This window comes from Paenibacillus sp. Marseille-Q7038, assembly GCF_965111595.1.
The window spans coordinates 707,996-732,182 of the sequence record NZ_CBCOOM010000001.1; the positions used below are offsets into that span (position 1 = coordinate 707,996).

Sequence of the window (24,187 nt, forward strand, 5' to 3'; positions counted from 1 at the left end):
ACGATTGTAGCAGGATTTTGAGAGAAGGAGAGTGGTTTTCGAAATGAAGCACGATCATTCCAGTTTGCAATCTTCCACTTTGGTTGCGCAGGCTTCGAGTTCCGTTAAGAAATTGCACCATGCAGTAACTGCGGCGGTATCTCAGCCTACAGAAGAGCTCGTACAGCAGGCACAGAATCGATTGGTTCGTACCGAGAATGCGGTCAGAGCGGCTGAGCAGCAAACCACATATGGCGGAGTAGAATTTGCACAGGAGATTCTCTCAGAAGAGAAAGAACGTCTTTCATCCCTGAATGTGAGCAAAAAGTAAATATTCAGTGAGCAACGGCTTGATCACCCTGCACACCCAAAAAACCTGTCCGCGCGAAATGCGGACAGGTTTTTTTGGGTATAAAATCATTACTCTTTAGAACGGAGTTTATGAATTAAATTGTGTGTAATCAGCCGGTCGGAAATGGATAATTCGAATATGCTTTTTTCGTAAGACGGTCTGCAGGCATTGATATCGGTTTGTTCATCTGCGGGCATTTCATAACAGGATCCATTTTCGAATAAATGGTCTTCCGAAGGAATATATACAAGATCACTAGTAGCAAAAGCACCAGTTCGAAGGACAGTCATTCGCTTGGAGGTACTCAGCAGATCTGATCCCATAAGGTAATTCTCTTCGGTAGAGATTCCGAGCAGGTGTAGAATAGTAGGAGCTATATCTATTTGTCCGGCAGGTTCAAGAACAACCCCTGCGTTTTCTCCATTCGGGAGATGCATGAGCAAGGGAACCTGGTTCATGATTTGATGCATCTCGAGATCGCTGAGTGATCTGCCGAGAAATGTTTCGTAATCTGCTTTTTCCTTGATGGAACTGTCATGATCTCCGTAGACGAGAAGCAGAGTGTCCTCCCACAGTCCTTTTTTCTTTAATTGTTCTACAAGTTCTCCGAGTGCTGCATCCGCATAATGTATGGAGTGTAAGTAATCTCCCATCATTGTTCCATCAAGAGAGCCAGTATTTAGTTCTCGTAAAGAAGCAGGCATGACATAAGGATGATGACTGGTGAGTGTAATCATAAAAGAATAGAACGGAGCGGGATTTTTCGCTTGTTCTTCCGTTATATAATTGACAGATTGTTTGAAAAAGGATTTATCACCAAGTGACCATCCCACAGGCTCATCCAAAATATAGTTATTTCGGTTTAAGAATTCATCGTACCCCATATTTTTATACATCGTATATCGGTTCCAAAAACTACTCTCATATGCATGGAAAGCGGCTGTATGGTATCCTTCGCTGCCCAGAATCGATGAGAGGGAGTCGTACTCGTGATCCGGGAATCTTACAAAAACAGAACCCGTAGGAAGAGGGTGCAATGATATATTCGTAAGAAAATCCGCATCTGAAGTTCTGCCTTGGCCGGTTTGATGATAGAAGTTTTCGAAGTAAAGGCTCTCCTTCATTAAGTTGTTAAAATGAGGCGTAATTTCTTCTCCGCCGATTTCCTTGCCAATCACAAAGTTCATAAAAGCTTCCACTTGAACAACGACTACATTTTTCCCTTTATATTTCCCAAAAGTTTTGGTCGAGATCGCTTTTCTTGCTTCTTCTTGTTTTTCAGAAAAATAAGCAACGGTTTCTTCGAGTTCCTCGTCAGAGACCGATGCCTGACTATTCATGCGTTCTTTGTTATAACGATAGGCGTCATAACCATGGAAAGCGAGCAAACCCGTGACATTATAAAGACTCAAATTCCACCAGTTTCCTTCAAAAAGTCCTACAGCCCAAGTTTTGTGGGAATGATGAATAGGACCGACTGTGAGAATGATACCAAGAATGAAAGCCGTCAACCCGCTTACGAGTCTGTTTCGCATAGAAGCTTGCTCATCTGTTCTTTGTTTTTGTACAGAATGGAGAAAACTACGGTTTCTTCTGTTTTTTCGATATAAATTTATTACATATAGCAGTCCAAGTAGAGCAAAAAAGATAAGATCTATAAAGAACCATAGATCTCTACTGTAAATTAGAGAACGAATACTATCTCCGAGTGAACCGACTTGTCCTGTCTGAAGTAATACCGGAACGGTTATAAAATCGCCAAAATATCGATAATAGACAAGATCTGCAAAGATGATTCCCGTTAGAAGGAGATTTAACAACGACAAAGCAATGATTCGGATTCGAATGGGCAGCCACAACACCCAAAATGAAACGATGAGTAAGGAACCAACTGCAATGATATAATCAAGCCGGCTCATATCTATATTTCTTGCGTTTAATTCATCATGAAAATATCTGAGTTTTAGAGTCATAATGAGCATAAATAAAAGATAAGGAAGATAACTTCTGAGCCAGGTGAACTTTTTATGATCTGAGACGAGCATAGGGTTTGAGATGTTAGGCAATATGTACCCTCCAATGAGCCTTTCATATTGAGATATGATTTTTCTGTCTTATTATATCGTCTTAAGCCAGAGTAATAAACGTCAAGGTTCGGAAAAGAACGGGGAATTTTACGTAAATAACGATCTACTAAGGTGAAAATAAAAAGAGGGGTAAACATTACGTTTACTCCCTCTTTGTGTATTACGACCGATCTGGTCTTGGTGGCAATGGTCCCAAAAATTGATAAAACTGAGTTTCGATTCGTCCATTATACAATTTTCTGCGTTTATCCGCTTTTTGATTGAAATGTTTTTCGAATGATGTAGTGGAGGTAATGGCAAAGAAAGACCATGTTGGTACTTCGGCAGCAACTCTCCCTAAGGAGTAGATCAGTCTTTCAATTTCATTTTGCTCTCCAATCCGTTCCCCATAAGGAGGGTTTGTAATCAGGCACCCGTAATCACCTTTTAGGCGTACCCGGGAAACAGGAAGAACATCCAGTTTAATCTCCTTCGCAAAACCGGCGCTTCTGACTGCAGCCTCTGCGACTTCAATGGCTTGCGGGTCAATATCACTACCTGCGATTTGCAGCGGTACATCGTCTTTCACGAGATCGAAGGCTTCTTCCCGTGCTTGGTCCCACACTCCAGCGGGAACGATCGGCCAATGCTCAGCACTAAAGGAGCGGCGCAGACCAGGAGCAATGTTCCAACCAATCATGGCGGCTTCCACCAGCAGGGTTCCTGAACCGCAGAACGGGTCATAAAACGGGCGATGCGGGCCCCATCTGCTCAGTTGAATAAGAGCGGCTGCTAGTGTTTCTTTGAGTGGAGCCTCAGTTACAAGTTTACGGTAACCACGTTTATGAAGGCCAGTTCCGCTAGTATCGAGCGTCAGCATAGCTATATCATTGAGCAAATGGACCTCAATAACAAGACGGGGCCCATCTTCCGGAAACCATTCCGTATGATGGGTCTGCTTAAGTTTTTCTACAATGGCTTTTTTGACAATCCCTTGGCAAGCGGGAACACTGGATAATTGCGATTTATGGGAACGTCCTTGGACTGGGAATTCACCATCTGCAGGAATCCAGTCTTGCCAAGGTAGAGCTTTTGTTCCTTCAAATAGTTCATCGAACGTAGTAGCTTTGAATTCGCCCATTTTAATCAGGATCCGGTCGGCACTACGTAGCCAAAGATTACATCTGGCAATATCAATAAAATCACCGGAGAACATGACCCGCCCATTCTGGGTGGTTACGTCGGTGTAGCCGAGCAGTTTCAATTCTCTTGAAACGACAGCTTCTGTCCCCATTGGGGTCGTTGCAATTAATTGCAAAGGTTGCATAAAGAAATGTCAACTCCATCTGGTCATCACTGCTGCTTATGAAAGAAGCGGCAGGATCACCTTTCTTATATTTTCTTATATTTGAGTGTGTTCTTGCCTGATTGAATCAGGACCAGTACAATGATATACGCACCTTTCGTCTTTCGTCTAGGGTAGACAAAAACAAGGGTATATAAAACAAACATTTATTATAGAACAATTATGTCCATAAGGAAAGTAGAATGAAGGAGGAATAGAGTGAAATGAACATACATCCAGACGATTATGTAAATGATTTATATGAGGAAGATCCGCTCTTGGCTGAAGTTATCCATACGATTAAGGAAAAGGGGATGCCAGAGGTATCTGTTGCCCCTGCTTATGGCCGATTACTAACGTTTCTCGTACAAACATCGGGAGCAAAAAAAGTACTTGAAATCGGGGCTCTAGGGGGCTACAGTGGCATCTGTTTATCCCGAGGAATGTCTGAAGAAGGAAGACTTACATCCCTGGAACTCAAGGAAGAATACGCAGCACTTGCACATGCTCATCTGACAAAGGCAGGGTACGGAGATAAAGTGGATTACAAGATTGGACCTGCGGCAGATAGTCTGGAGGAGCTCAAAAAAGAAGGCGAGAAATTCGATTTCTTTTTTATTGATGCAGATAAAGAAAACTATCCAGTATATCTTGAATACGCGATCCAGCTGGCAAATCCGGGAGCTATTATTGCGGGGGACAATTGTTTCTTGCGCGGCAGAACGCTGAACACAGAGAAAAACGGGCCTTCCGTTCAAGCGGTTCGTAAATTTAATGAAAGCATCGCTACCGATGAACGCCTTATTAGTACCATGCTTCCTGCTTATGATGGACTTGCGCTGGCGATCGTGAAATAAAGTGTCATTCATTGAACTATAGAAAAATAATAAAAAAACATGCTCTGAATGAAATATTAGAGCATGTTTTTTTATTATTTTTTATTTATCTTGACAAATGGATCTTTAATCCGTAATAATTTGGTTATTCAATTCACATTTTCATTAAAGACTGTATCTATTTTACACAGTTTGATGATACCTTCCTATTTTTGTTCCTCTAGCTAAAGACTTCATTTGTTAACTTATCAGTTATCACTACATAAATTCTTTATAAATTACTTAGTTCCTTCCTCCATGAGAAACAAACTTCTAACATAAGTAACAAAAACGATATTTTATTTATGCCCAGTAATGTAAGCGCTAATATTATAAGATATGTATTTATTTTCCTTTTGAAGATGAACGGGGTATTCAGTCATTTCTTACAGCTGACTGACTTCCACTTCCGTCTTATATATTAAGCCATTTTAAGGAGGGATTGTCATGCGAAAAAGATTTACTTTATTTGTTTTGTTTGTGGTCGTTATTGCCATGATTACAGCATGTTCTGGTGGTGTCACACCGGAAGCAGGCACAGGAACGACAGAAGCTGTCACTCCGGTTGACCAAGGCGGGGGAGATACCGGTACAGAAAAAGAGACAGAAGAAGACTTGCTTCCCGCGTCTAGCCTTGATCCCAATATGTCAGGGGAAATTACGTTTTGGACATTTCTTGATGATAAAGAAATGACCGCAAAGCTCCAAGATAATTTTAATAAAGTCTATCCTAATATCAAGCTGAAAACAGTTTATGTTCCTTTTGCTGATCTTCATGACAAGCTTCAAACCACTTTAGCAGCTGGGAAAGGGGCACCTGATGTCGCGCTCGTAGAACAGGGTCAATTTCCAAGATACAGCACAACGAATGTACTTGTTGATTTACTTGAGCAGCCATATGATGCGAGCAAATATAAAGACCTCATATCGGAGTACAACTGGAATCGCTGGTCTTCTATTGATGGTTCAAAGTTACTTGGTATGCCCTGGGATATAACGCCTGCGGTAACCTATTACCGAGCTGATATTTTTGAAGAATTGGGTCTGCCGTCTGATCCGGAAGAACTGGGAGAGTATATTCAGGACCCTGAAAATTTCTTCACACTGGCCCAAATTTTGAAAGCAAATGGTAAGTACGCTATGGAGTGGAGGGATTCTCCGGTTCACTGGTATGGTGATTCTCTCGGTTATTATGATACAGAATTGAACTATATCCGAAATACGGATGATTTTATTCAATTTCTTGATATCAGTAAACGTGTAAATCAATTAAAGATTGCTCCGCATGATGGCATTCTCAGTGATAAAGGAAAGCAACGTGTTAAAAAAGGGGAATCCCCAATGTACGTTGCCGGAACTTATGGAGCAAGAGATCTCAGTCTGAATTTTCCCGAACAAAAAGGAAAATGGAGAGCAACGAATATGCCGTTTGGCTTAAATGTTGGTATGGGTGGTTCTACCTTTGTTCTTCCTGCACAGAGCCAAAATAAAGATGCTGCCTGGGCTTTCATAGAGTGGGTGACGACTTCTGAAGAAGCATGGAAAGTATGGATGGAACAATCAGTTCAACCTGACTGGAAAAATATTACGAGTACGGAATGGTATAGTTCACACATCAATGAATATTTAGGTGGCCAGGAAGATCAAAAATTCTATACATCTCTAACAGATAAAATTCCAGTTCGCAGGTACACTCCTCTTGATGGTTTAGCATGGCCGCTTTGGGTTGAAGGGGTGCTGAATGCAATTGACAAAAATATAGATTCCAAGACGGCCATTCAGCAAACAGCGGAAAATATAGAGAAGAAACTGAAAGCGGATAAAGAGAAATTACTCAAGCAGATTCAACCGTAAGAAGTAAGTATGGGCGAGGAGGAATGCTCCTTGCCTGTAACGGATACCGAACGAACTAGCAAAAGGAGGTATTTCATACGTGGTTCGCTGGCTGCTTCGATACAAAATAACCCTCATTTCTATTCTAGCTGCCGTTATTTTTTTGATATGGTGGAATGATTCAAGAGGGTATGACGATGATGTAATGGCTCATATTCCTGTTTTAACAGGTATAGAACAGACTTCCATTTTGGAGCAGGAAGATGCAGGAAGCAAACTTGAATCCTCGTATATGGATTACATAAGTGAGCACAGCAATCATGGGGCAGCTGATGCACAGAATATAAAGATCAATTTGCAATCGACTGATGCAGTAAAAACGAGTAATCAAGGTACGGAATTGGTAGGAAATCTTGGGGAACAAGCAGGTCCCTTTCTTGCTCTGACAGAGGAGAATAGTTGGAGCGAATACCATTTTGAAGTGCCGGAAGATGGTTTCTACCAGATAGGCATGGACTACTATGCACTGCCAGGAAAACGTTCTTCTATTGTGAGAAGTATACAGATTGATGGAAAGTTCCCTTTTTATCAGTCTCGTAAACTTGAATTTCAGAGAATGTGGTCTGAATCTGGAGAGCCATGGCATGATAATCAAGGAAATGAATTTAATCCTGCTCGAAAAGAAGTGAGTGGCTGGCAGTACCGAGATTTTCAGGATCCAGAAGCGAAAACATATGAACCGCTGCGTTATTATCTAACAAAAGGTGCGCATACTTTGCGAATGACTAATGTGAGAGAACCAGCGGCTATAGGTCAGATTTACATTCAATCGCCAGAAACAGTTCCTACGTATGAGGAAGTAAGTCAAGAATATACAGCAAAAGAGTATAGTCAGACGAAAGGTGTGCTAATTAAAGTACAGGCAGAAGAATCTAGTTTGCGATCAGATCCGACTTTAAAAAGAATAGAAGACCGGGAACCTTCGACAGAACCTTTTAACAAAGATGCGATTACTCTCAATACATTCGGTGGAGCTAGTTGGCGAAATGGAGGACAATGGGCAGAGTGGGAGATGGAGATACCGGAGAGTGGTCTTTATGAGATCGGAGCGCGTTATGGACAATGGTTTCTGAACGGAATACCCGTAGAACGAAAAGTGACTATTGATGGGGGAGTTCCATTCCATGAAATGAATGGATTTGCCTTCCCATATAAACAAGAATTCCAAATCGCAAAATTTGGAACAGACGAGAAGCCGTATCAATTTTATCTGGAGAAAGGTAAGCATACGCTCCGAATGGAAGTTCAGGTTGGTGGGCTGGGAGGTATCCTTGAAGACATTACACGTACGACTCGTAAAATGTCTTTAATCGGCCGAGAAGTAATTCAGGTTACAGGCACGAATCCTGACCCGAACGGAGATTGGGAACTTGAACAGAATATTGAAAATCTAGTACCTAGACTTCAGTTCATGGCTCGTACTTTTGATGATACGATCAAAGCGCTTTATGAACTTGGGGTTACCGAAGGAAGTTCTGAAGTAAGTACACTATACGAAGCTCGAGATGTACTGCTCAGTATGGCAGAGGAGACACGGTCCATACCAGGAAGAATACAACAATTTAATGATCTTCAGGCTTCTCTAGGAACATGGGTTAACTCACTAAGTAAACAAAGTCTTCTACTAGATTATTTAATTGTGAAGTCACCGGATCAGGAGTGGCCTAAGCCAAGTGCAGGCTGGGCGAAAAGAACAGGGACGATGGTCTATGATTTTGTACAGTCGTTTACAAAGAACTACGGCGGGATAGGCAATGTCTATGAAGGGGAAGAAGTACTTGAAGTGTGGGTAGCTAGAGGACGCGATTGGGTTGACATCATCAAGCAAATGATTGATGAAGATTTTACACCTGAGACCGGTATCAAGGTCAATGTAAATGTAATACCAGCCCAACAAATGCAGGTTCTGCTACTAGCGAGTACTTCGGGGATTGCGCCTGACGTAGCTTTAGGTGTCGAAGGAGAAGTTCCAATTGATTATGCGGTCAGAAATGGTCTTGTGAATCTTCAGGATTTCTCTGATTATAGTGAGATTGCAGCTAGATTTAGACCAGGTGCACTTATACCGTATGAATACAATGGAGGAAGTTTCGCTATTCCTGAAAATCAAAACTTTAATATGCTGTTCTATCGTAAGGATATTATGGAGGAGCTAGGATATTCGGAAGAAGAGATGCCGGATACTTGGGAAGAGGTTATGGATCTTATTCCTATTCTGCAGCAAAACGGAATGGATTTCTTTTATCCACATGCACCTAACAATCCTGCTTCTGCTATTAATGAATTTGCTCCGTTCTTGTTCCAACATGGTGGAGAGTTCTATCGTGAAGATGGCAAGTTATCAAATCTTGATTCACCAGAAGCCATGGAGGCATTCAAGATGTGGACGGGACTATTTACGAATTACAAAATCCAGAAGCAGGCTGATTTTTATAACCGATTCCGCTCTGGTGAAATGCCGATTGGCGTAGCTGATTACTCGACTTATGTCTTGTTATCTACAGCTGCTCCAGAACTTACTGGATGGTGGGGAATGAAGCCAATGCCAGGCATAGAAGAAGCGGATGGTCAAATTAATCGATCTACTGGGGGGCTTGCACAGACGGGAATGATTTTTAAAGATACAGAAATGAAGGAAGAATCATGGGAATTTTTAAAATGGTGGACTTCAGCAGATGCCCAAGAACGATTCGGGTCTGAACTGGAAGCACTACTTGGAGTGGAAGCCAGATGGAATACAGCTAATGTGGAAGCGCTTAAACGCCTGCCTTGGCAAGAGAACGATATTAACGCTATTTTGGAGCAATGGGAATGGTTCAAAGAACGTGAAGTCGTCATTGGTGGTTATTACACCACAAGACATATTGCCAACGTATGGAACGAAATTGTGCTAAACGGCAAAATCACCCGTGAGGCTGTGGAAGAGGGAGTGCGAGAAATTGACAAGGAACTACGGAAGAAGAGGGAGGAGTTTGGTTTAGATGATGACTCATAGTCGTTCCTCGCTCTGGCGGGAAATAAAAAAGAATCGGGTGTCCTACTACTTCCTAGCCCCGTTTCTGATTCTGTTCACACTTTTTACCATCGTTCCTGTAGCTACTTCCATTGGTCTGAGTTTCACCTATTACAATATTTTGGAGCCGCCCAAGTTCATTGGGCTGTCCAATTATCGATTGTTGTTTGTTGATGATGATATTTTTCTTAAAGCGATTGGCATTACATTGAAATTCGCATTTATTACAGGACCAATAGGATATATTATGGCTTTCCTCCTGGCCTGGCTTATCAGTCAAGTTCCGCAAAAGTACCGTTTTTTCTATACTCTCTGTTTTTATACACCATCTATAACGAGTGCGACAGCGATGTCCGTCGTATGGCTCTATCTATTTGCGGGTGATCGAAGAGGTCTGCTTAATTATTATGCAAGTAAGCTTGGGATCATCAACGAACCTTATTTATTTTTACAGAATGTAAATTCAATTGTGCCCGTTATTATTATTGTTTCTTTGTGGATGTCAATGGGGGTGGGTTTCCTTGCATTCCTTGCCGGCCTACAGAATGTTCCTAAAGATTTATATGAAGCAGGTTCAATTGACGGCATTAGATTCAGATGGCAACAGCTTTGGTACATTACGCTTCCTTCTGTTAAACCGCAGCTGTTATTCGGTGCTGTTTTGCAGGTTGTCAGTTCCTTGACCGTATTTGATATCAGTGTGCAGCTCGTAGGCTTACCAAGCCCGCTGTATGCAGGACATACGATTCTTGCGCATTTGTTTGACTATGCATTTATTAAGTTTGAAATGGGATATGCCGCAGCCATTGCTGTTGTACTCTTCTTCATGATGATCGGTCTGAACCGACTGATTTTTAACTGGCTGGGAAAGGACTGATTCGTAATGTTTGGCACATACCAAGGCAAGAAAAGGGATGTTGGAGGTATCGTCTTATATATCTTTCTGACGCTGCTCGGGCTGCTTATGCTGGCTCCTCTTGTTTATATGATCTCTACAGCGTTCAAACCGGTTAGTGAACTATTTTTATTTCCACCTCGTTTTTTTGTAAATAATCCTACCCTGCTGAATTTCAGGGATTTACTCTTAGTTACAGGTACGACATCGGTTCCTTTTTCACGCTATATCTTCAACAGTTTATTTATCAGTATTTGTATTGTGTTTTTTGGAGTTATCATCTCAGCTATGGCGGCGTATCCGCTTGCCAAGCACAATATGCCTTTTAGAGGGGCAATCTTCAATATGATTGTATTAGCCCTGATGTTTTCTCCGCTTGTTGTACAGATTCCACAGTATTTGCTCGTGAGTAAGCTTGGGCTCATTAATACATACTGGGCTTTAATTCTTCCTTACTTGGCTGCGCCAATGGGGATGTTCCTTATGACGCAGTTTCTTCGACAACTGCCAGATGCTCTTCTTGAAGCAGCTCGTATGGACGGCGCGTCGGAATGGAAAATTTTTATCAGCATCGTCCTGCCGATGTTAAAACCGGCTATTGCAACATTTGCCTTATTCAGTTTTATTTCCGCTTGGAATGATCCATATCCAGCTATGGTCTATACAACAGAAGAAGATATGAAGTCGCTTCCTCTTGCAATTCAGACGATCGGCGGGGGAGCAGGTGTTGTAGCCAGAGTAGGTACGCTTGCAGCTGCATCTTTGCTTATGATTATTCCAACGATCCTCGTATTTATCATTACACAGCGAATGGTGCTGCAGACGATGGCCCATTCGGGGCTGAAGGAATAGGGAGGAGCATATGAAACGTTGGCTTCGATACGGATCTCTACTATGTGCTGTATTTTTTGCGAGTGTAACTGTTGAACCTGCATTCTCTTATGCAGACGCACCTTATCAAGGATATACCGAAAATACACATGGGGATCCTGTTCATTCCATTAACGGATATCTGTTTGATCGTTCCATCGAAGGGGTGAGCCTGGAATCTGGTCCGCTGAATGCACCGGAGGATATTTTTGTAGGATCTGATGATTCCCTTTATATCGTAGACACTGGCAACAGCCGAATTTTACATCTGACAGAAGACGGGAAGCTAAAAAAAGTACTGGGTGTAGAAGAAGGGAAAGGAAAACTAAACGAACCCAAAGGAGTATTTGTGACGGGTGATGGCACCGTTTATGCAGCGGACACTAAAAATCAGCGGATAGTCATTTTTAATGCGGATGGTACGTATCAAAAAGAGTTCGTCAAACCTGAAAGTCCGTTGCTCGGTTCCCGTTTTTCATACTCACCTTCTAAGCTTCTCGTTGATAAGCGAGGCTATATGTTTGTTGTAAGTGATGGCAATACGCAGGGGCTAATTCAAATCGATCCAAATGGGCAATTTAGAGGGTTTTATGGTGCTAATCATATTGGATTTAGCTGGAGTCGATTGTTTATAAGAATGCTCGCGACTGAGGAACAAAAAGCAAAACTTGCGACAACAAAACCACTTGAGTTTTCGAATGCAGTTCAAGATAAGGAAGGATTTATATATACAACGACACTTGGTACGGAAACAAATCAGGTTAAACGTTTGTCTCCTGTCGGGGTGGATACACTGAATCCGGGAGTAAAGGTCTATGGAGAATCCTCATTTGATTCTATTCCTGCTTTTATTGATATTACAGTAGATGAGAATGGAGTAATGACGGCACTGGATCTAATGAATAGTAAGATTTATCAGTATGACAAATTAGGAACTTTGCTTTTTGTTTTTGGAGGACTAGGAGAGCAGAACGGACTTTTTGTTACACCATCAAGCATCGCACAGTCTAGTAAAGGTACGATTTATGTTGTGGATAAAGGCAGAAATCGAGTTGACCTGTTCCGTACTACTCCTTTTGCTGATACTGTCCACGAAGCTTCTAAGCTGTACGTCGACGGAAGATATCAAGAAGCAGAAGGGCTGTGGCAACAAGTGCTTCAGCAAAATGGAAACTTCGATCTAGCTTATTTTGCGATTGGCAAGTCTCTTTATAAGGCAGAACGTTATCATGAAGCCATGGGTTACTTTAAACTAGCAGGTGCTCGCGGTGAGTACTCTGATGCCTTTTTTGAATATCGAAAAGAATGGATAAGAGAGTATTTTGCCCGGATTAGTGGTGGGATCATTGTTTTGTTTCTTTTCCTGAGATATCTGCTGCCTCGAATGATCAGAAAAATGCTGCGGGGCTTTCGTGCTTACCGTAACAAAGAAAAGCATCCGCTGCCACAACCTCATGGCGATCGCACGATGAAAGGGGGCCAGGCGAAATGAGAACAACAGCACAAATGATGTTTGGTGTGTTAAGGCATCCATTTGATTTTTATGAGAAGATTCAAAAAACGAATCATATTCGATGGCGTGATGCTATCATTGTGGTGCTTCTGGCATATGTAGCGCGTATGTTGTCACTTGTACTAACCGGATATGCATTCGAAACAAGAGAGCCGTACGAAATTTCATATCTACATGAGTTTGTCTGGATCGTGGTTCCCTGGTTTACATGGTGTGTATCAAACTGGGGAGTCAGCGCTATTCTTGATGGCGAAGGGAAATTTAAGGAAGTGGTTGTAGGCAGCGCTTTTGCACTTGTTCCTTATACACTCTTCATCGTTCCTATAACACTGCTTACTTTTGTATTTTCATTACAAGAATATTCTACGTATTCGGTCCTAGTAAAAGTCGTGTTTATATGGACGGCCTGGCTTCTGCTCCTTAAAGTAAAAAAAATTCATGATTTTGAATTTGGAAAGTTAGTATTTATTACACTGCTTAGTATGATTGGAATCGCAATTTTATGGTTTATCGGCATACTTATGTTTGGTCTGATTAATCAACTTATTCAGTTCATCATTGAGCTGTTTAGAGAAATGAACTTCCGAAAGTAGGTGTTAATCATGCGGATGAAAAGCAGATGGATATTTGTTCTCGCTTTGGTGCTCGGATTCAGCTCTTATCCCTACTTTGGTTCAGCATCAGGCCAGTCTAATCTATCTAGTGCAAATACGAGTAATTCCATTCAATTTGCCTTAGAAGAAACAGATGTATCTTTGGAGGAGACTGGAGATGAACCTAGCGAGGATAGAGAGCAGCAAGGAATGGACCAAACAGAAGAACCGGATAAGAACCAGGAAGAAGGGTTAGCTGCTGAAGGAGAAGTTTCTACGGGAACGGTAACAGCAGAGCCTGTACTATCTCTCGGTCCCTATCCGATTACTGCGACAAAAAAAGTAACAGAGAATGATAAACTCGAACTTTATATCGATGAGAAGAACGGGAATATTAGGTTGATTGATAAATCAACAGAAAAAGAATGGATTGGTGCGCCCCAGGTGGACCGGACTACAATGCCAAACAATAAAAAATATATGGATTCTCCGCTTCATATTAAATACACCGAAGGAACGGATACGGTTCAGACGCACACACTAAAAGAAAAAGAAAATGAACTGACGATTGAGTATACAGAATTAGGGGCAAGGTTAAGCTTCCTTCTTCCCATAGAAAAACTGGAAATCACGATGGAATATAAACTTATGGATAATGGACTCGAAGTGATTATACCGGAAGAATCCATCAAAGAAGCAGGTACAGCCCGAATTGTAAGTCTAGAACCTCTACCTTTTTTTAATGCCGCTTCAGGAGAAGATGAAGGAGCTATCTTTATTCCTGACGGATCCGGAGCGCTGATTCATTTCAAAAAGGAACATCCAATGTTTTACTCAGGTTATTCAGAATATGTGTATGGTGCTGACCCTATTTATGTGAGCGCCGAACATACGAATATCGAGGCCAACTCTCGTAAAGTAAATCCACCTAAAGAAAAAATAGCAATGCCTGTATTTGGAAATTACCACGGAGGTGTTGGGTTTTTAGGAATCATCACAGAAGGTGATTATGATGCCAAGATCAATGCTACCCCTTCCGGTATACGGAACATACCACTGTACCGTGTTTCTTCTGAATTTGTTTACCGTAAGAACGATGTTATTTTTATCGGGGCATCGGGTCAAATCCCTTTTTATCAGGGAGAAAGGATCCCAGGAGAAAGAAGGGCTCAGTTCATAGTGCTCCAAGGCGATGAAGCTGATTATGTGGGGATGGCAAAAGCCTATCGTGAGTATCTGACGACAAGTAAAGGAGTTATACCGATTACGGAAAATGCTTCTTCCATGTCGATTCGTTTGGTCGGAGGAATTAAGAGGGATGAGATCATAGGGAGTACATTTATTGAAATGACTACTTTTCGTGAAGCTCAGGAGGTCATTGATCGTTTTGCTAAAGAAGGCATGACGAATGTAAGAATCACACTGGAAGGGTACGGTAAGGACGGTTTATATGGAGATCAGCCTAAGCATTTTCCGATTTCAAACAAGCTTGGGGGAGAAAAGGATTTACGAGAACTTGCTACTTACGCGAAAGACCGCGGTATAAGTTTATATGTAGAAGCGAACTATTCCCGTGCTCTTGAGGATAGTGGTGGTATACGGAAAAGTAGAGACGGCATCAGAGGAATGGATCGAGAAATTTCCGTAAGCTCGGAATATGAAGTCTCCAGTGGATGGAATGATGACAGTGAAATATTTTACTGGCTCAAACCAGATCGAATCATTGAAAAATATCTAAGCAAAGAAAAAGAAAAATTTAAAAAATTAGGTGCTTCGGGTATTCAGTTTTCCTATTGGGGAGAGACGCTAATCTCTGATCTGGATCCGAAAAGTATCTCAACAAGACAAAGTATAGCGGAGAAATGGATGAAAGCCATGGATACTGTGCGCAGCTCCGATTTAAAATCAGGGGTTAGTTATGGGAATGCGTATACTTATGGTCATATTGATACCATTGACAATGTACCGCTTGATTCCAGCCATTTTATTTATACAGATGAAACGGTTCCTTTCTACCAGATTGTACTCCGTGGTCTCATACCGTACAGTGCCAGTCCCACCAATCTACGAGATGATGCGATTAATGAGAAACTTCGTATGATTGAATATGGTGCGCTGCCAAGTATGCGACTTACCTATCAGCCAACTAACCTGTTGCAGCGAACGATGGAAGATGAATTATGGAGCTCCGAATACACGTACTGGTCGTCAGTGGCTGCTGAAGAATTTGGCCAGTTACAAGGGCTGTACAAGCAATTGGAGGGAGCTTTCATTGAAGATCATAGGCAGATGGAAAGCGGGGTCTATATTACTACCTACAGCAATGGAATTTCTGTATATGTAAATTATCGTACAGAGGCAGCTGAGGTTGAGGGATTGACCGTACCTGAGCTTGGATACATCGTGCAAGAAGGAGGGGGAGCATAAGTGATGAGAAAATCAAAGCTCTCCATGCGAGGCAGACATATTTTAGAGGGGTATGGATTTATTTCTATATGGATCATCGGTTTCATAATGTTTATGTTGTATCCCTTGGGACAATCCTTTTATTATTCCATAAACCAACTTACGGTCACTGAAAAGGGATTCGTCGCTGAGTTTGCGGGGTTTACGAATTATCGGGCTGCTTTTACAACGGATGTTGATTTCTTACCATTATTACAAAAGACAATGACTACCATGCTTACCCAAGTACCGCTTATTCTTATCTTTGCCATGTTTAGTGCATTATTGCTGAATCGAAATTTTAAAGGCAGAGTCATCTTTCGCGGTATCTTCTTTTTGCCTGTGATTATTGCGTCCGGTGCTATCTTAAGAGAACTACTCGAGCAAGGAGCAGCTCAGCTTCCCATTTTTTATCAGTATGGACTGTTTGGGATGCTTAATGATTTTATTCCGGGTGCTATTCTGGGTCCCTTATTAAAGTATGCAGATTCCCTTACCTTAGTTATGTGGGATGCTGGTGTACAAATTCTCATCTTTATTGCTGGACTGCAGACTATTTCTCCTTCTCTGTATGAAGCGGCAAAGTGTGACGGGGCAACCCAATGGGAAGCTTTTTGGAAAATCACCTTTCCGATGATTATGCCAATGATCTTTGTAAATACACTCTATAGTGTGGTGAACTCGTTCACAAAAACGGATAATCATATCATGAATCACATTATGAATAATGTATTTAAAACAAATAATTATGCCTACGGTTCTGCGATGGGTTGGATTTACTTTATAGTTATTTCGATTGTACTGGCTTTAATCTTCTTCTTGTTCAGAAAAAGCTTACTGCAGACAGAGGGGAGGGCTTGACATGTTGAAATCGGTTATTCGAAGATGGACAATGCCTTCTGATGTTTTATCTGATAAGCAAGAGCTGGGTTGGCAATTTCGAGCAGTACGCAAATCAGGACAAACGATCAAAGGAGTTCTTTTTTATCTCACCATTTTAAGCTTATCTTTTGTTTTTATGTACCCCTTGCTTTATATGGTGTCCAAATCGCTAATGCGACCGCAAGATATTGCAGATGCAACCATTCAATGGATTCCCAAGGACTTCAGCTTAGTAAACTACAGTATTGCCATGAACGAGATTAATTTTTGGCGAGGTCTTCTTAACAGCTCCATTATTTCGTTTGGCAGTGCTATATTGCAAGTGTTAAGTTGTTCTTTAGTGGGTTATGGTTTTGCACGTTATCGGTTTCCGGGGCAAACTTTGTGGATGGCTCTTGTCGTATTTACGTTTTTGGTACCTCCACAAACGATTGTAGTCCCATTGTTCACATTTTTTCTTGATCTAGGGTGGGTGAACACACATCTGCCATTTATCGTGCCTTCTGCACTTGGACACGGACTGAAGGGAGCACTATTTGTTTTGATTTTTGTACAATTCTATCGAAGACTTCCTACCGTGTTTGAAGAGGCAGCACGGATTGATGGGGCGGGGGCGTTTCGGACTTACTGGACGATCATGTTTCCTTTAGCCAAACCTGCTATGCTTGTTGTATTTCTATTTTCAGTAGTATGGCATTGGAATGATTTATTTCAACCGAATATGTATTTGTTGGTACCTGAATATTTTAATCTGGCTCAAAATATGGCTTTGTTTAACGGAAACGCAAATCTTGAATTTCAACAGGCAACTCAAAGTATTTCTGCCAGCAGTGCGATTGGTCTAGCTCCGACACTCCAGAATCAAATCATGGCTGCAGCTGTACTAACGCTACTCCCTGTTCTTATTCTTTATATGTTTACTCAGCGATATTTTGTAGAAAGCGTGGAACGAAGCGGTATCGCAGGAGAGTAATACGACGGTTATACAATACGTTTCTTATACGGATTTATCGTACAAAAATAAAAAAGGCAGCACTCCCGCTATTACATAAACCCGGGGGTGCTGCCTTTTATACGTCTACTTTTTCATAGTATAGTTTGAATACCAAGTCCTGATTGTAGTTACCGAACCCTGTTCCAAATAAAGTAGCTCCTCCGATATGCTCCGCATCTTCTTCCACGGCAATTCTGAAGGTCCACTGTTTAGACCGAATATCCAGATCCGTTAGTGTAATATCCGAGATTTTATGTCCATCGATAAAGGTTCCTTCATTGTTTACACGAAGCACTTTATACAGTCCATATTGATTAATCTCATCCCACCACCATTCGGGTGTAAATTTACCGCGCGATCCGCCAAAATCTCCAGGGCTCGTCCAAATACCAAGCCGTATTCCGTTGAAAAAGAAAGAAATATCAGAAGGCCAATTATCATTAGCCGAAGGAGCCTCGGATGAAATCTCAAAAGAAATTTCAAGTTCCGTAGGTTCTTCGCTTTTTAGGATGAAATTAGCAGTTCGATACTCTACATAACCTTTTGTAAACCATAGTATTTTTGCATTTACTCTCTCCGCATCCAGAAAGTATCTGGGTTCATCAAACAGCCCGATTACTTTTGTGGTTGTTGCAAGGCCGCAGGTTGGCTCGACGACGAAATCACTATAATGACCGATGGAAACAATGTATTCGTGGAACATTCGGCGTGTTCTTTCTTTTTGAGGGAAGACGATTTCAATCCCTTCGGTAGTCAGCTTACACATTTTTTTTGTTCCGTTCTGACCGGATACAAGATTGGATGTGATTATCCCTGCCTTTTCCAGTTTTTTTACATGCATCGTCATGATTGCACTGCTTAAATTTAGAGCTTGAGCTAGTTCTTTTACGTTCATATCTTGATGTGACAGCAGTTCAATCATTCGCAGTCTGACATCACTTGCAAGTGCCTCATATACCGGCAGATATAATTCATTTGTATTTATAATCATGAAAGTGAAGTCTCCTTCGGTTCATTAGTTTGTATAGGATATAATTGGAATAGATGGATTAATTAATTATATTACAAAAAGCTCAAGCTTACTACGCTACGTTTTCTATGTATGTGATCATATTTATCTCTATATCAAATTAAGTGAATTCTAAAAAGTAAAAAGGACCTTCTTGTCAAGCTACACTTACCGGCTTGAAGAAAGTCCTTTTACGAATTTGATCAATTAAAGCAATATAAAAATGTGATTAGCGAGACTCAATAGACTTTCGTGAATAAAGTTTTGCCCGTACCCAAACTACATTAATAAGAAGAAGTACACCTGAGATAATAAAGAGACCTTCAATCCCAATAAAACCGGATAAGAAGCCTCCGACTACTGCGCCTATCATGTTCCCTAAAGCCAGTGTACTGCTGTTAAATCCAAAGGCCCGGCTTTCCATTCCGTCGGGGGTATACTTGCGAATTAGAGAGTTGACGCTTGGAAGCAGTCCTCCCATAAATACACCCATGAGGAACCGGATCGCGACAAGCTGCCACACACTATTTACGAAAGCTTGAGGAATCAGTGTTAGGGCTGCTCCTATCAGCGCGAAAGTCAGAATACGATGAGACCCAACTTTGTCACTCAGTTTACCGAGTAGTGGAGAAGTGATCATATTTGAAATTCCGGCTACGGCACTGACTACCCCGGCAAAAAAGGCAAGGTTTTCTGCTGTACCATGGAGCTTATGTACATATAGTGGCAAGAGTGACATCGGGCTTACCATTGCAAACTGCAGAAGAAATGTAACTGCAAATAACGCAGGTAATTGAGGTGCTTTTGTCAGCTCGCGCAAACCTTCCATAACCGATTGCTGAGGTAAGTGTGCAGCTTCTTCCCGATCGAAACTTTCTCTGACCAAAAAGAGTGCCAGCATGGACGCAATAAAAATAAGTGATCCTGTAATGTAAAAGATAGGTCTGAACCCTACGAGATCGGCTAGAATTCCGCCAATGAGGGGTCCAAGAATCGTACCTGCTACTTGTCCTGATTGAACAGTTCCCATTGCAAAGCCCATTTGTTTCTTCGGTGTCGTTCCAGAAATGAGTGCTACAGCAGCGGGATTAAAGCCCGATATTGTACCGTTTAATAAGCGAAGGAACAACAGATGCCAAGGACTGGTAGCGAGTCCCATAAGGGCAATTACAATCGCCATTCCAAATCCGGAGCGAAGCAACATGATTTTTCTGCCATATTTATCAGCGAGTTTCCCCCATAGAGGCTGAAAAATAAAAGAGGTCAGAAAGTTAGCAGCAAAAATAAAACCTGCCCACAGTCCGATTTCTCGTTCACCCGTTACACCAAGATCCTGAGCGAGATAAAGGGACAAAAACGGAGTTACCATCGTCATGCCTGCATTAACGAGAAACTGTCCGAACCAGAGCACAATGAGATTAACTTTCCATGATTTCAAGGCGCCAGTTCACTTCCTTTCTGCCGTTTCTTAAGTTGAGTGTTTCCATTATTTCAGTATAGCACACTGAATTTTTGTTCATGGTTAAGCAGTTCATTGTTAAAAATTCTTTACAACATCTTCAGATGTCTTTCATGTTAGGCAGAAAACCTTCATCTAATTGTCAAGGGATGTTCGTTTTCATATCCTTGTTACCTGTTCATAAAAAGGGCATAATAAAGTAAAGACTTGAGAATAAGGGAGGCCCCAAAATGGCATACAATAATACGTTTATAGAAGCCAGCTTCAAAAGACAGGTAGATCGGTTGCCTGTATGGTACATGAGACAAGCGGGGCGCTATGACCCTGAATATCGGAAGATAAAAGAAAAATACACACTTTTGGAGATTTGTAAACAGCCGGAACTTGCAGCTGAGGTGACGATGTTACCCGTACGCAAGCTAGGTGTGGATGCAGCTATTCTTTATTCCGACATTATGAATCCGGTAGCTTCTCTTGGTATTGACTTTGACATCGTCAAAGATGTTGGGCCAGTTATCCATAATCCAATCCGCTCAGCGGCTGATATAGAGCGTCTTAAGCCCATTGATGTCGATAAGGATCTATCTCACATCATGGAAACCATTCAAATATTAAATAATGAACTTCAAGTGCCACTCATTACTTTTGCAGGGGCTCCTTTTACAATCGCAAGCTATTTAATTGAAGGTCGCCCGTCGAAGAATTACATACGGACGAAAGAGATGATGTATAGTGAGCCAGCTCTTTGGTTTACATTAATGGACAAACTTGGAGATATGGTAATTACTTATGTTCGTCATCAGATTGAAAATGGGGGAAAAGCCTTTCAGGTGTTTGACAGCTGGGTAGGAGCTCTTGCCCCGCAAGACTTTAAATACTATGTACTACCTACCATTACTCGTATTTTTGATGAGTTGTCGGATCTAAAAGTACCTAAAATTTACTTCCCAGGCGTGAGTTCAGGTGAACTGCTTCCTACGCTGCATGATATTAAGGCTGATATTATTGGTCTTGACTGGAGAGTCTCTATTACGGAAGGTCGCTTACGACTCGGTGAGAAGTTTGCCGTACAAGGCAATCTGGATCCTTATGTGTTGACCGCTCCAATGGACACTATTAAGAAATACGCCAAAGATATTATGGATCAAGGCATTCAGTCTCCTGGCTTTATATTCAATCTAGGTCATGGTTTATTCCCAGAGGCTTCGATAGAAAAACTGAAAGAACTTACGGATTATGTTCATGAATATTCAGAGCAAGCCATTCGTGCACAGAAGTCAACCGTATCTTAAATAAGACTTAACAAGGATGGGATGAAATAATGAATCAAATAGGTGTACTCGTCATGTCGTATGGCACTCCTCAAAGTATGGAGGATATTGAAGCATATTATACACATATCAGACGCGGGAATAAGCCATCAGAAGAGCAGCTCGCTGAACTTACCGAGCGATATGAAGCGATCGTGGGGGGGGTTTTTCCGCTACGTGAGAATACGAACAAGCAAGTGGAATCGTTAGAGCTAACTTTGAAACAAGACGCTAGAACAGCAGGTACAGAGTACCGTTGTTATCAAGGTTTAAAACATGCGAGCCCATTTATTGAAGACGGAGTAGATGCGATGGCGGCGGATGGGATTAAAAAAGCAATTGGCATCGTACTCGCTCCTCATTACTCTACAATGAGTGTTGGATCTTACATTAAGAGAGCACAAGCAAAAGCAGAGGAGCATGGGATAGAGATGGGCTTTATTGAATCCTACCATTTACATCCAAAGCTCATAGAGGCACTTACCATGCGAGTAAGCGCGAAGCTGAACGATTTTGAAGAGGCGGGAGCGATCCGCAAAGATGTTCGGGTATTGTTTAGTGCTCATAGTCTGCCGGCAAAAATCGTAGAGATGGGTGACCCATATCCGGAGCAACTGCTTGAAACTTCCAAGGTTGTAGCAAAACAAGCTGGAGTAGATCATTGGCAGTTCACTTGGCAAAGTGCAGGTCGTACAGCAACGCCTTGGCTTGGACCGGATATTCTTGATACACTGCAGGAACTTAGCAAAGAAGAGGTTGAGGATGTACTGGTAGCACCTATTGGTTTTGTATCCGATCATCTGGAAGTACTGTATGATTTGGATATTGAAGCAAAAGCGGTCGCTAAAGAACTGGATATGCGACTCATGCGCATCGATTCTCTAAATAGTGACCCGCTTTATATGGAAGCACTGAGTGATGTTATCATTAGACGTGCTGATGAAAAATGGAAAGTTTAAATGCTTAATTAACCTTTTATAGTATAATATTTACGATATTTCATATTGGAATAACCGCAAGCGGCTCTTAATACGAGCAAAGCTTTGCGGTTATTTTTGTTTGCCTATCATTCACTTTGCCTCTATGAATTCACACCAAATATCCTTTAAATGGTATAATAGATTCGTTAGATAGACTCGTAAAGGTTGCTTTGCTAGTCAATTACAAGAAAAAGGAGATTTTATGCTACCCTCAAGAACAAATAGAAGCAAAGCGGCGAAAAAGAAAAAACAACGTAAAAGAACCCAGCGGTGGTTAACCATAAACATAGTACTGGTTTTACTTGTTGCAGGAGTTTTTATTGCGATTAGAACAGGAGATATGACTAAGACCTTAAGTGAAAAGCAGGATCAAGCGAACCAGGTGAACGGTCCGGACTTATCCAGTTCAGTTTCGGAGAGCGAAGAGAAACCTGCTGATGATACGGAACGAGATCTAGCCGATAAGGAAAAATATATAGATCTTAATCAGCAGGCGACCGAAGAACAAGCTTCAGATCCGATCATAGATGAGGGACAAAAGCTAGAATCTAAGCCAGAATCACAAAAAGAGCAAAGCTTGAAGAACGAATCTGATGAGAAAGTTAAAGATGAATCGAATAAATCAGAATCGACGAAGGAACCGGTGAAGGAAGAAGGAACAAAGGAAGAGAAAGTGAAAGAAGAAGTAGCAAAAGAAGAAGTAGCAAAAGAAGAAGTGGCGAAAGAAGAAAAATTAACAAATACGTCTGCTAAAGAGACAATTACCATGCACTTTGCAGGGGATGTTCAATTTTCAGGTAAAGTAGAGGATTTATTATTAAAGAAAGGGTTCGACTATCCATATCAACACTTGGGCTCTTTGTTTACAGATGACGATCTTACCTTTATTAATTTGGAGACACCTGTCACTACAGGGGGAGTAGCCGCTCAAAATAAAAGCTTCGTATATAAATCATCCCCGAAAGCTCTCAAATCACTTGCTGTCGCGGGTGTGGATGTGGTAAACCTAGCCAACAATCATATATTGGACCAAGGAGTAAAGGGTCTTACGGATACACTTACGCATCTGAACAACAATAAACTTAGCTATGTAGGTGCCGGTCTGGATCGAAAGGAAGCCTATAGCCCTGTTTATTACGAAAAAAATGGAATCAAAATAGCGTTACTAGGTTTTACTAGAGTTATGCCTGAGGCTAGCTGGCGGGCAGAAGCAGGGAAACCTGGTGTCGCAGACGCATACAATAGTACGGAAGCAGTAAAAGCCATAAAGCAAGCTAATAAAAAGGCAGATCTAGTGATTGTAATGGCTCATTGGGGACAAGAGCGGCAGACCACTCCCGATGAGAACCAAAAAAACCTAGGCTATGAATTTATAGATGCAGGCGCGGATCTTGTGATTGGCGGTCACCCCCATGTCCTTCAAGGACTAGAATCCTATAAAGGGAAGTGGATTGCCTATAGCACGGGTAATTTTATTTTTTCTAGATCAGCTACAGCCGAAACTTGGAAAACAGCCATATTTGAAGCGACTTGCCAAAAAGACGGAAATTGCGGTATCAAAGTATTACCTTATCATGCAGAGCTGGGTCAACCTGTTCCAATGAACAAGAAAGAGGGCACAACATTGTTGCGTGAGGTTCAAGACAGATCATTTGGAGCTAAAATAAGTGAGGATGGGACGGTCTCATCCATAAAATAAGTCGTTCCTGTAAAG

The 24,187-nt window shown here is 41.6% G+C and carries 18 protein-coding genes; 14 read left to right on the forward strand and 4 right to left on the reverse strand.

Translation table 11 applies throughout. From position 1 onward, the window contains the following. Positions 1–43 precede the first annotated feature (43 nt). A complete protein-coding gene (locus ACWPWY_RS03500; RefSeq protein ID WP_454190408.1) occupies positions 44–310 on the forward strand; it encodes a hypothetical protein in 267 nt (88 codons plus the stop codon). A gap of 89 nt (positions 311–399) precedes the next feature. Here ACWPWY_RS03500 and ACWPWY_RS03505 read toward each other — a convergent pair whose 3' ends face one another. Continuing rightward, positions 400–2,397: an LTA synthase family protein gene (locus ACWPWY_RS03505; RefSeq protein WP_454190409.1), complete on the reverse strand. Its 1,998-nt coding sequence runs from the start codon at positions 2,395–2,397 to the stop codon at positions 400–402. A gap of 181 nt (positions 2,398–2,578) precedes the next feature. Then, positions 2,579–3,724, reverse strand: coding sequence for a THUMP domain-containing class I SAM-dependent RNA methyltransferase (locus ACWPWY_RS03510; RefSeq protein ID WP_454190410.1), 1,146 nt, complete (start codon positions 3,722–3,724; stop codon positions 2,579–2,581). Positions 3,725–3,966: 242 nt separating this feature from the next. On the opposite strand from ACWPWY_RS03510, the gene ACWPWY_RS03515 reads away from it, so the two are divergent. The 10 genes from ACWPWY_RS03515 to ACWPWY_RS03560 all read left to right on the forward strand — a co-directional run bounded on the left by ACWPWY_RS03515 (position 3,967) and on the right by ACWPWY_RS03560 (position 17,694). Continuing rightward, positions 3,967–4,599 (forward strand): O-methyltransferase, encoded by a 633-nt coding sequence (locus ACWPWY_RS03515; RefSeq protein ID WP_454190411.1) that lies wholly within the window; start codon positions 3,967–3,969, stop codon positions 4,597–4,599. Between the two features lie 465 nt (positions 4,600–5,064). Beyond that, positions 5,065–6,471, forward strand: a complete 1,407-nt coding sequence (locus tag ACWPWY_RS03520; RefSeq protein ID WP_454190412.1) for an ABC transporter substrate-binding protein — start codon at positions 5,065–5,067, stop codon at positions 6,469–6,471. Positions 6,472–6,550: 79 nt separating this feature from the next. Further along, positions 6,551–9,505 carry an extracellular solute-binding protein gene (locus ACWPWY_RS03525; protein WP_454190413.1) on the forward strand — a complete coding sequence of 985 codons (2,955 nt, stop codon included), beginning with the start codon at positions 6,551–6,553 and terminating at the stop codon, positions 9,503–9,505. Further along, on the forward strand, positions 9,492–10,400 hold the full coding sequence (locus ACWPWY_RS03530; protein ID WP_454190414.1) for a carbohydrate ABC transporter permease: 909 nt from the start codon (positions 9,492–9,494) through the stop codon (positions 10,398–10,400). The genes ACWPWY_RS03525 and ACWPWY_RS03530 overlap by 14 nt, the downstream gene beginning before the upstream one ends. A 6-nt stretch (positions 10,401–10,406) precedes the next feature. Further along, a complete protein-coding gene (locus tag ACWPWY_RS03535) occupies positions 10,407–11,270 on the forward strand; it encodes a carbohydrate ABC transporter permease (RefSeq protein ID WP_454190415.1) in 864 nt (287 codons plus the stop codon). Between the two features lie 10 nt (positions 11,271–11,280). Beyond that, a complete protein-coding gene (locus ACWPWY_RS03540; RefSeq protein WP_454190416.1) occupies positions 11,281–12,780 on the forward strand; it encodes a hypothetical protein in 1,500 nt (499 codons plus the stop codon). Then, positions 12,777–13,394 (forward strand): Yip1 family protein, encoded by a 618-nt coding sequence (locus ACWPWY_RS03545; protein WP_454190417.1) that lies wholly within the window; start codon positions 12,777–12,779, stop codon positions 13,392–13,394. Before ACWPWY_RS03540 ends, ACWPWY_RS03545 begins: the two co-directional genes overlap by 4 nt. Before the next feature lie 15 nt (positions 13,395–13,409). Beyond that, entirely contained in the window at positions 13,410–15,821 is a 2,412-nt protein-coding gene (locus tag ACWPWY_RS03550) for a DUF5696 domain-containing protein (protein ID WP_454190418.1), read from the forward strand. A 3-nt stretch (positions 15,822–15,824) separates the two neighbouring features. After that, positions 15,825–16,700: a carbohydrate ABC transporter permease gene (locus tag ACWPWY_RS03555; protein ID WP_454190419.1), complete on the forward strand. Its 876-nt coding sequence runs from the start codon at positions 15,825–15,827 to the stop codon at positions 16,698–16,700. A 1-nt stretch (position 16,701) separates the two neighbouring features. After that, positions 16,702–17,694: a carbohydrate ABC transporter permease gene (locus tag ACWPWY_RS03560; protein WP_454190420.1), complete on the forward strand. Its 993-nt coding sequence runs from the start codon at positions 16,702–16,704 to the stop codon at positions 17,692–17,694. A 97-nt stretch (positions 17,695–17,791) separates the two neighbouring features. On the opposite strand, the gene ACWPWY_RS03565 is transcribed toward ACWPWY_RS03560, so the two are convergent. Next, entirely contained in the window at positions 17,792–18,706 is a 915-nt protein-coding gene (locus tag ACWPWY_RS03565; protein ID WP_454190422.1) for an ArsR/SmtB family transcription factor, read from the reverse strand. Positions 18,707–18,953: 247 nt separating this feature from the next. Further along, positions 18,954–20,162 (reverse strand): MFS transporter, encoded by a 1,209-nt coding sequence (locus ACWPWY_RS03570; RefSeq protein WP_454190423.1) that lies wholly within the window; start codon positions 20,160–20,162, stop codon positions 18,954–18,956. A 251-nt stretch (positions 20,163–20,413) separates the two neighbouring features. On the opposite strand from ACWPWY_RS03570, the gene hemE reads away from it, so the two are divergent. From hemE to ACWPWY_RS03585, 3 genes are all read left to right on the forward strand, one after another. Beyond that, on the forward strand, positions 20,414–21,475 hold the full coding sequence (gene hemE / locus ACWPWY_RS03575) for a uroporphyrinogen decarboxylase (protein ID WP_454190424.1): 1,062 nt from the start codon (positions 20,414–20,416) through the stop codon (positions 21,473–21,475). Positions 21,476–21,501: 26 nt separating this feature from the next. Then, a complete protein-coding gene (gene hemH / locus ACWPWY_RS03580; protein WP_454192782.1) occupies positions 21,502–22,452 on the forward strand; it encodes a ferrochelatase in 951 nt (316 codons plus the stop codon). A 361-nt stretch (positions 22,453–22,813) separates the two neighbouring features. Beyond that, positions 22,814–24,172: a CapA family protein gene (locus tag ACWPWY_RS03585; RefSeq protein WP_454190425.1), complete on the forward strand. Its 1,359-nt coding sequence runs from the start codon at positions 22,814–22,816 to the stop codon at positions 24,170–24,172. Positions 24,173–24,187: the final 15 nt, after the last annotated feature.

What these genes read in the sequence shown, in the direction of transcription:
- ACWPWY_RS03515 (WP_454190411.1), top strand. Translation starts at nt 3,967, where the DNA reads ATGAACATACATCCAGACGATTATGTAAATGATTTATATGAGGAAGAT.
- ACWPWY_RS03550 (WP_454190418.1), top strand. Translation starts at nt 13,410, where the DNA reads ATGAAAAGCAGATGGATATTTGTTCTCGCTTTGGTGCTCGGATTCAGC.
- ACWPWY_RS03510 (WP_454190410.1), bottom strand. Translation starts at nt 3,724, where the DNA reads ATGCAACCTTTGCAATTAATTGCAACGACCCCAATGGGGACAGAAGCT.
- ACWPWY_RS03560 (WP_454190420.1), top strand. Translation starts at nt 16,702, where the DNA reads ATGTTGAAATCGGTTATTCGAAGATGGACAATGCCTTCTGATGTTTTA.
- ACWPWY_RS03500 (WP_454190408.1), top strand. Translation starts at nt 44, where the DNA reads ATGAAGCACGATCATTCCAGTTTGCAATCTTCCACTTTGGTTGCGCAG.
- ACWPWY_RS03565 (WP_454190422.1), bottom strand. Translation starts at nt 18,706, where the DNA reads ATGATTATAAATACAAATGAATTATATCTGCCGGTATATGAGGCACTT.
- hemE (WP_454190424.1), top strand. Translation starts at nt 20,414, where the DNA reads ATGGCATACAATAATACGTTTATAGAAGCCAGCTTCAAAAGACAGGTA.
- ACWPWY_RS03530 (WP_454190414.1), top strand. Translation starts at nt 9,492, where the DNA reads ATGATGACTCATAGTCGTTCCTCGCTCTGGCGGGAAATAAAAAAGAAT.
- ACWPWY_RS03545 (WP_454190417.1), top strand. Translation starts at nt 12,777, where the DNA reads ATGAGAACAACAGCACAAATGATGTTTGGTGTGTTAAGGCATCCATTT.
- ACWPWY_RS03535 (WP_454190415.1), top strand. Translation starts at nt 10,407, where the DNA reads ATGTTTGGCACATACCAAGGCAAGAAAAGGGATGTTGGAGGTATCGTC.
- ACWPWY_RS03520 (WP_454190412.1), top strand. Translation starts at nt 5,065, where the DNA reads ATGCGAAAAAGATTTACTTTATTTGTTTTGTTTGTGGTCGTTATTGCC.
- ACWPWY_RS03585 (WP_454190425.1), top strand. Translation starts at nt 22,814, where the DNA reads ATGACTAAGACCTTAAGTGAAAAGCAGGATCAAGCGAACCAGGTGAAC.
- ACWPWY_RS03555 (WP_454190419.1), top strand. Translation starts at nt 15,825, where the DNA reads ATGAGAAAATCAAAGCTCTCCATGCGAGGCAGACATATTTTAGAGGGG.
- ACWPWY_RS03540 (WP_454190416.1), top strand. Translation starts at nt 11,281, where the DNA reads ATGAAACGTTGGCTTCGATACGGATCTCTACTATGTGCTGTATTTTTT.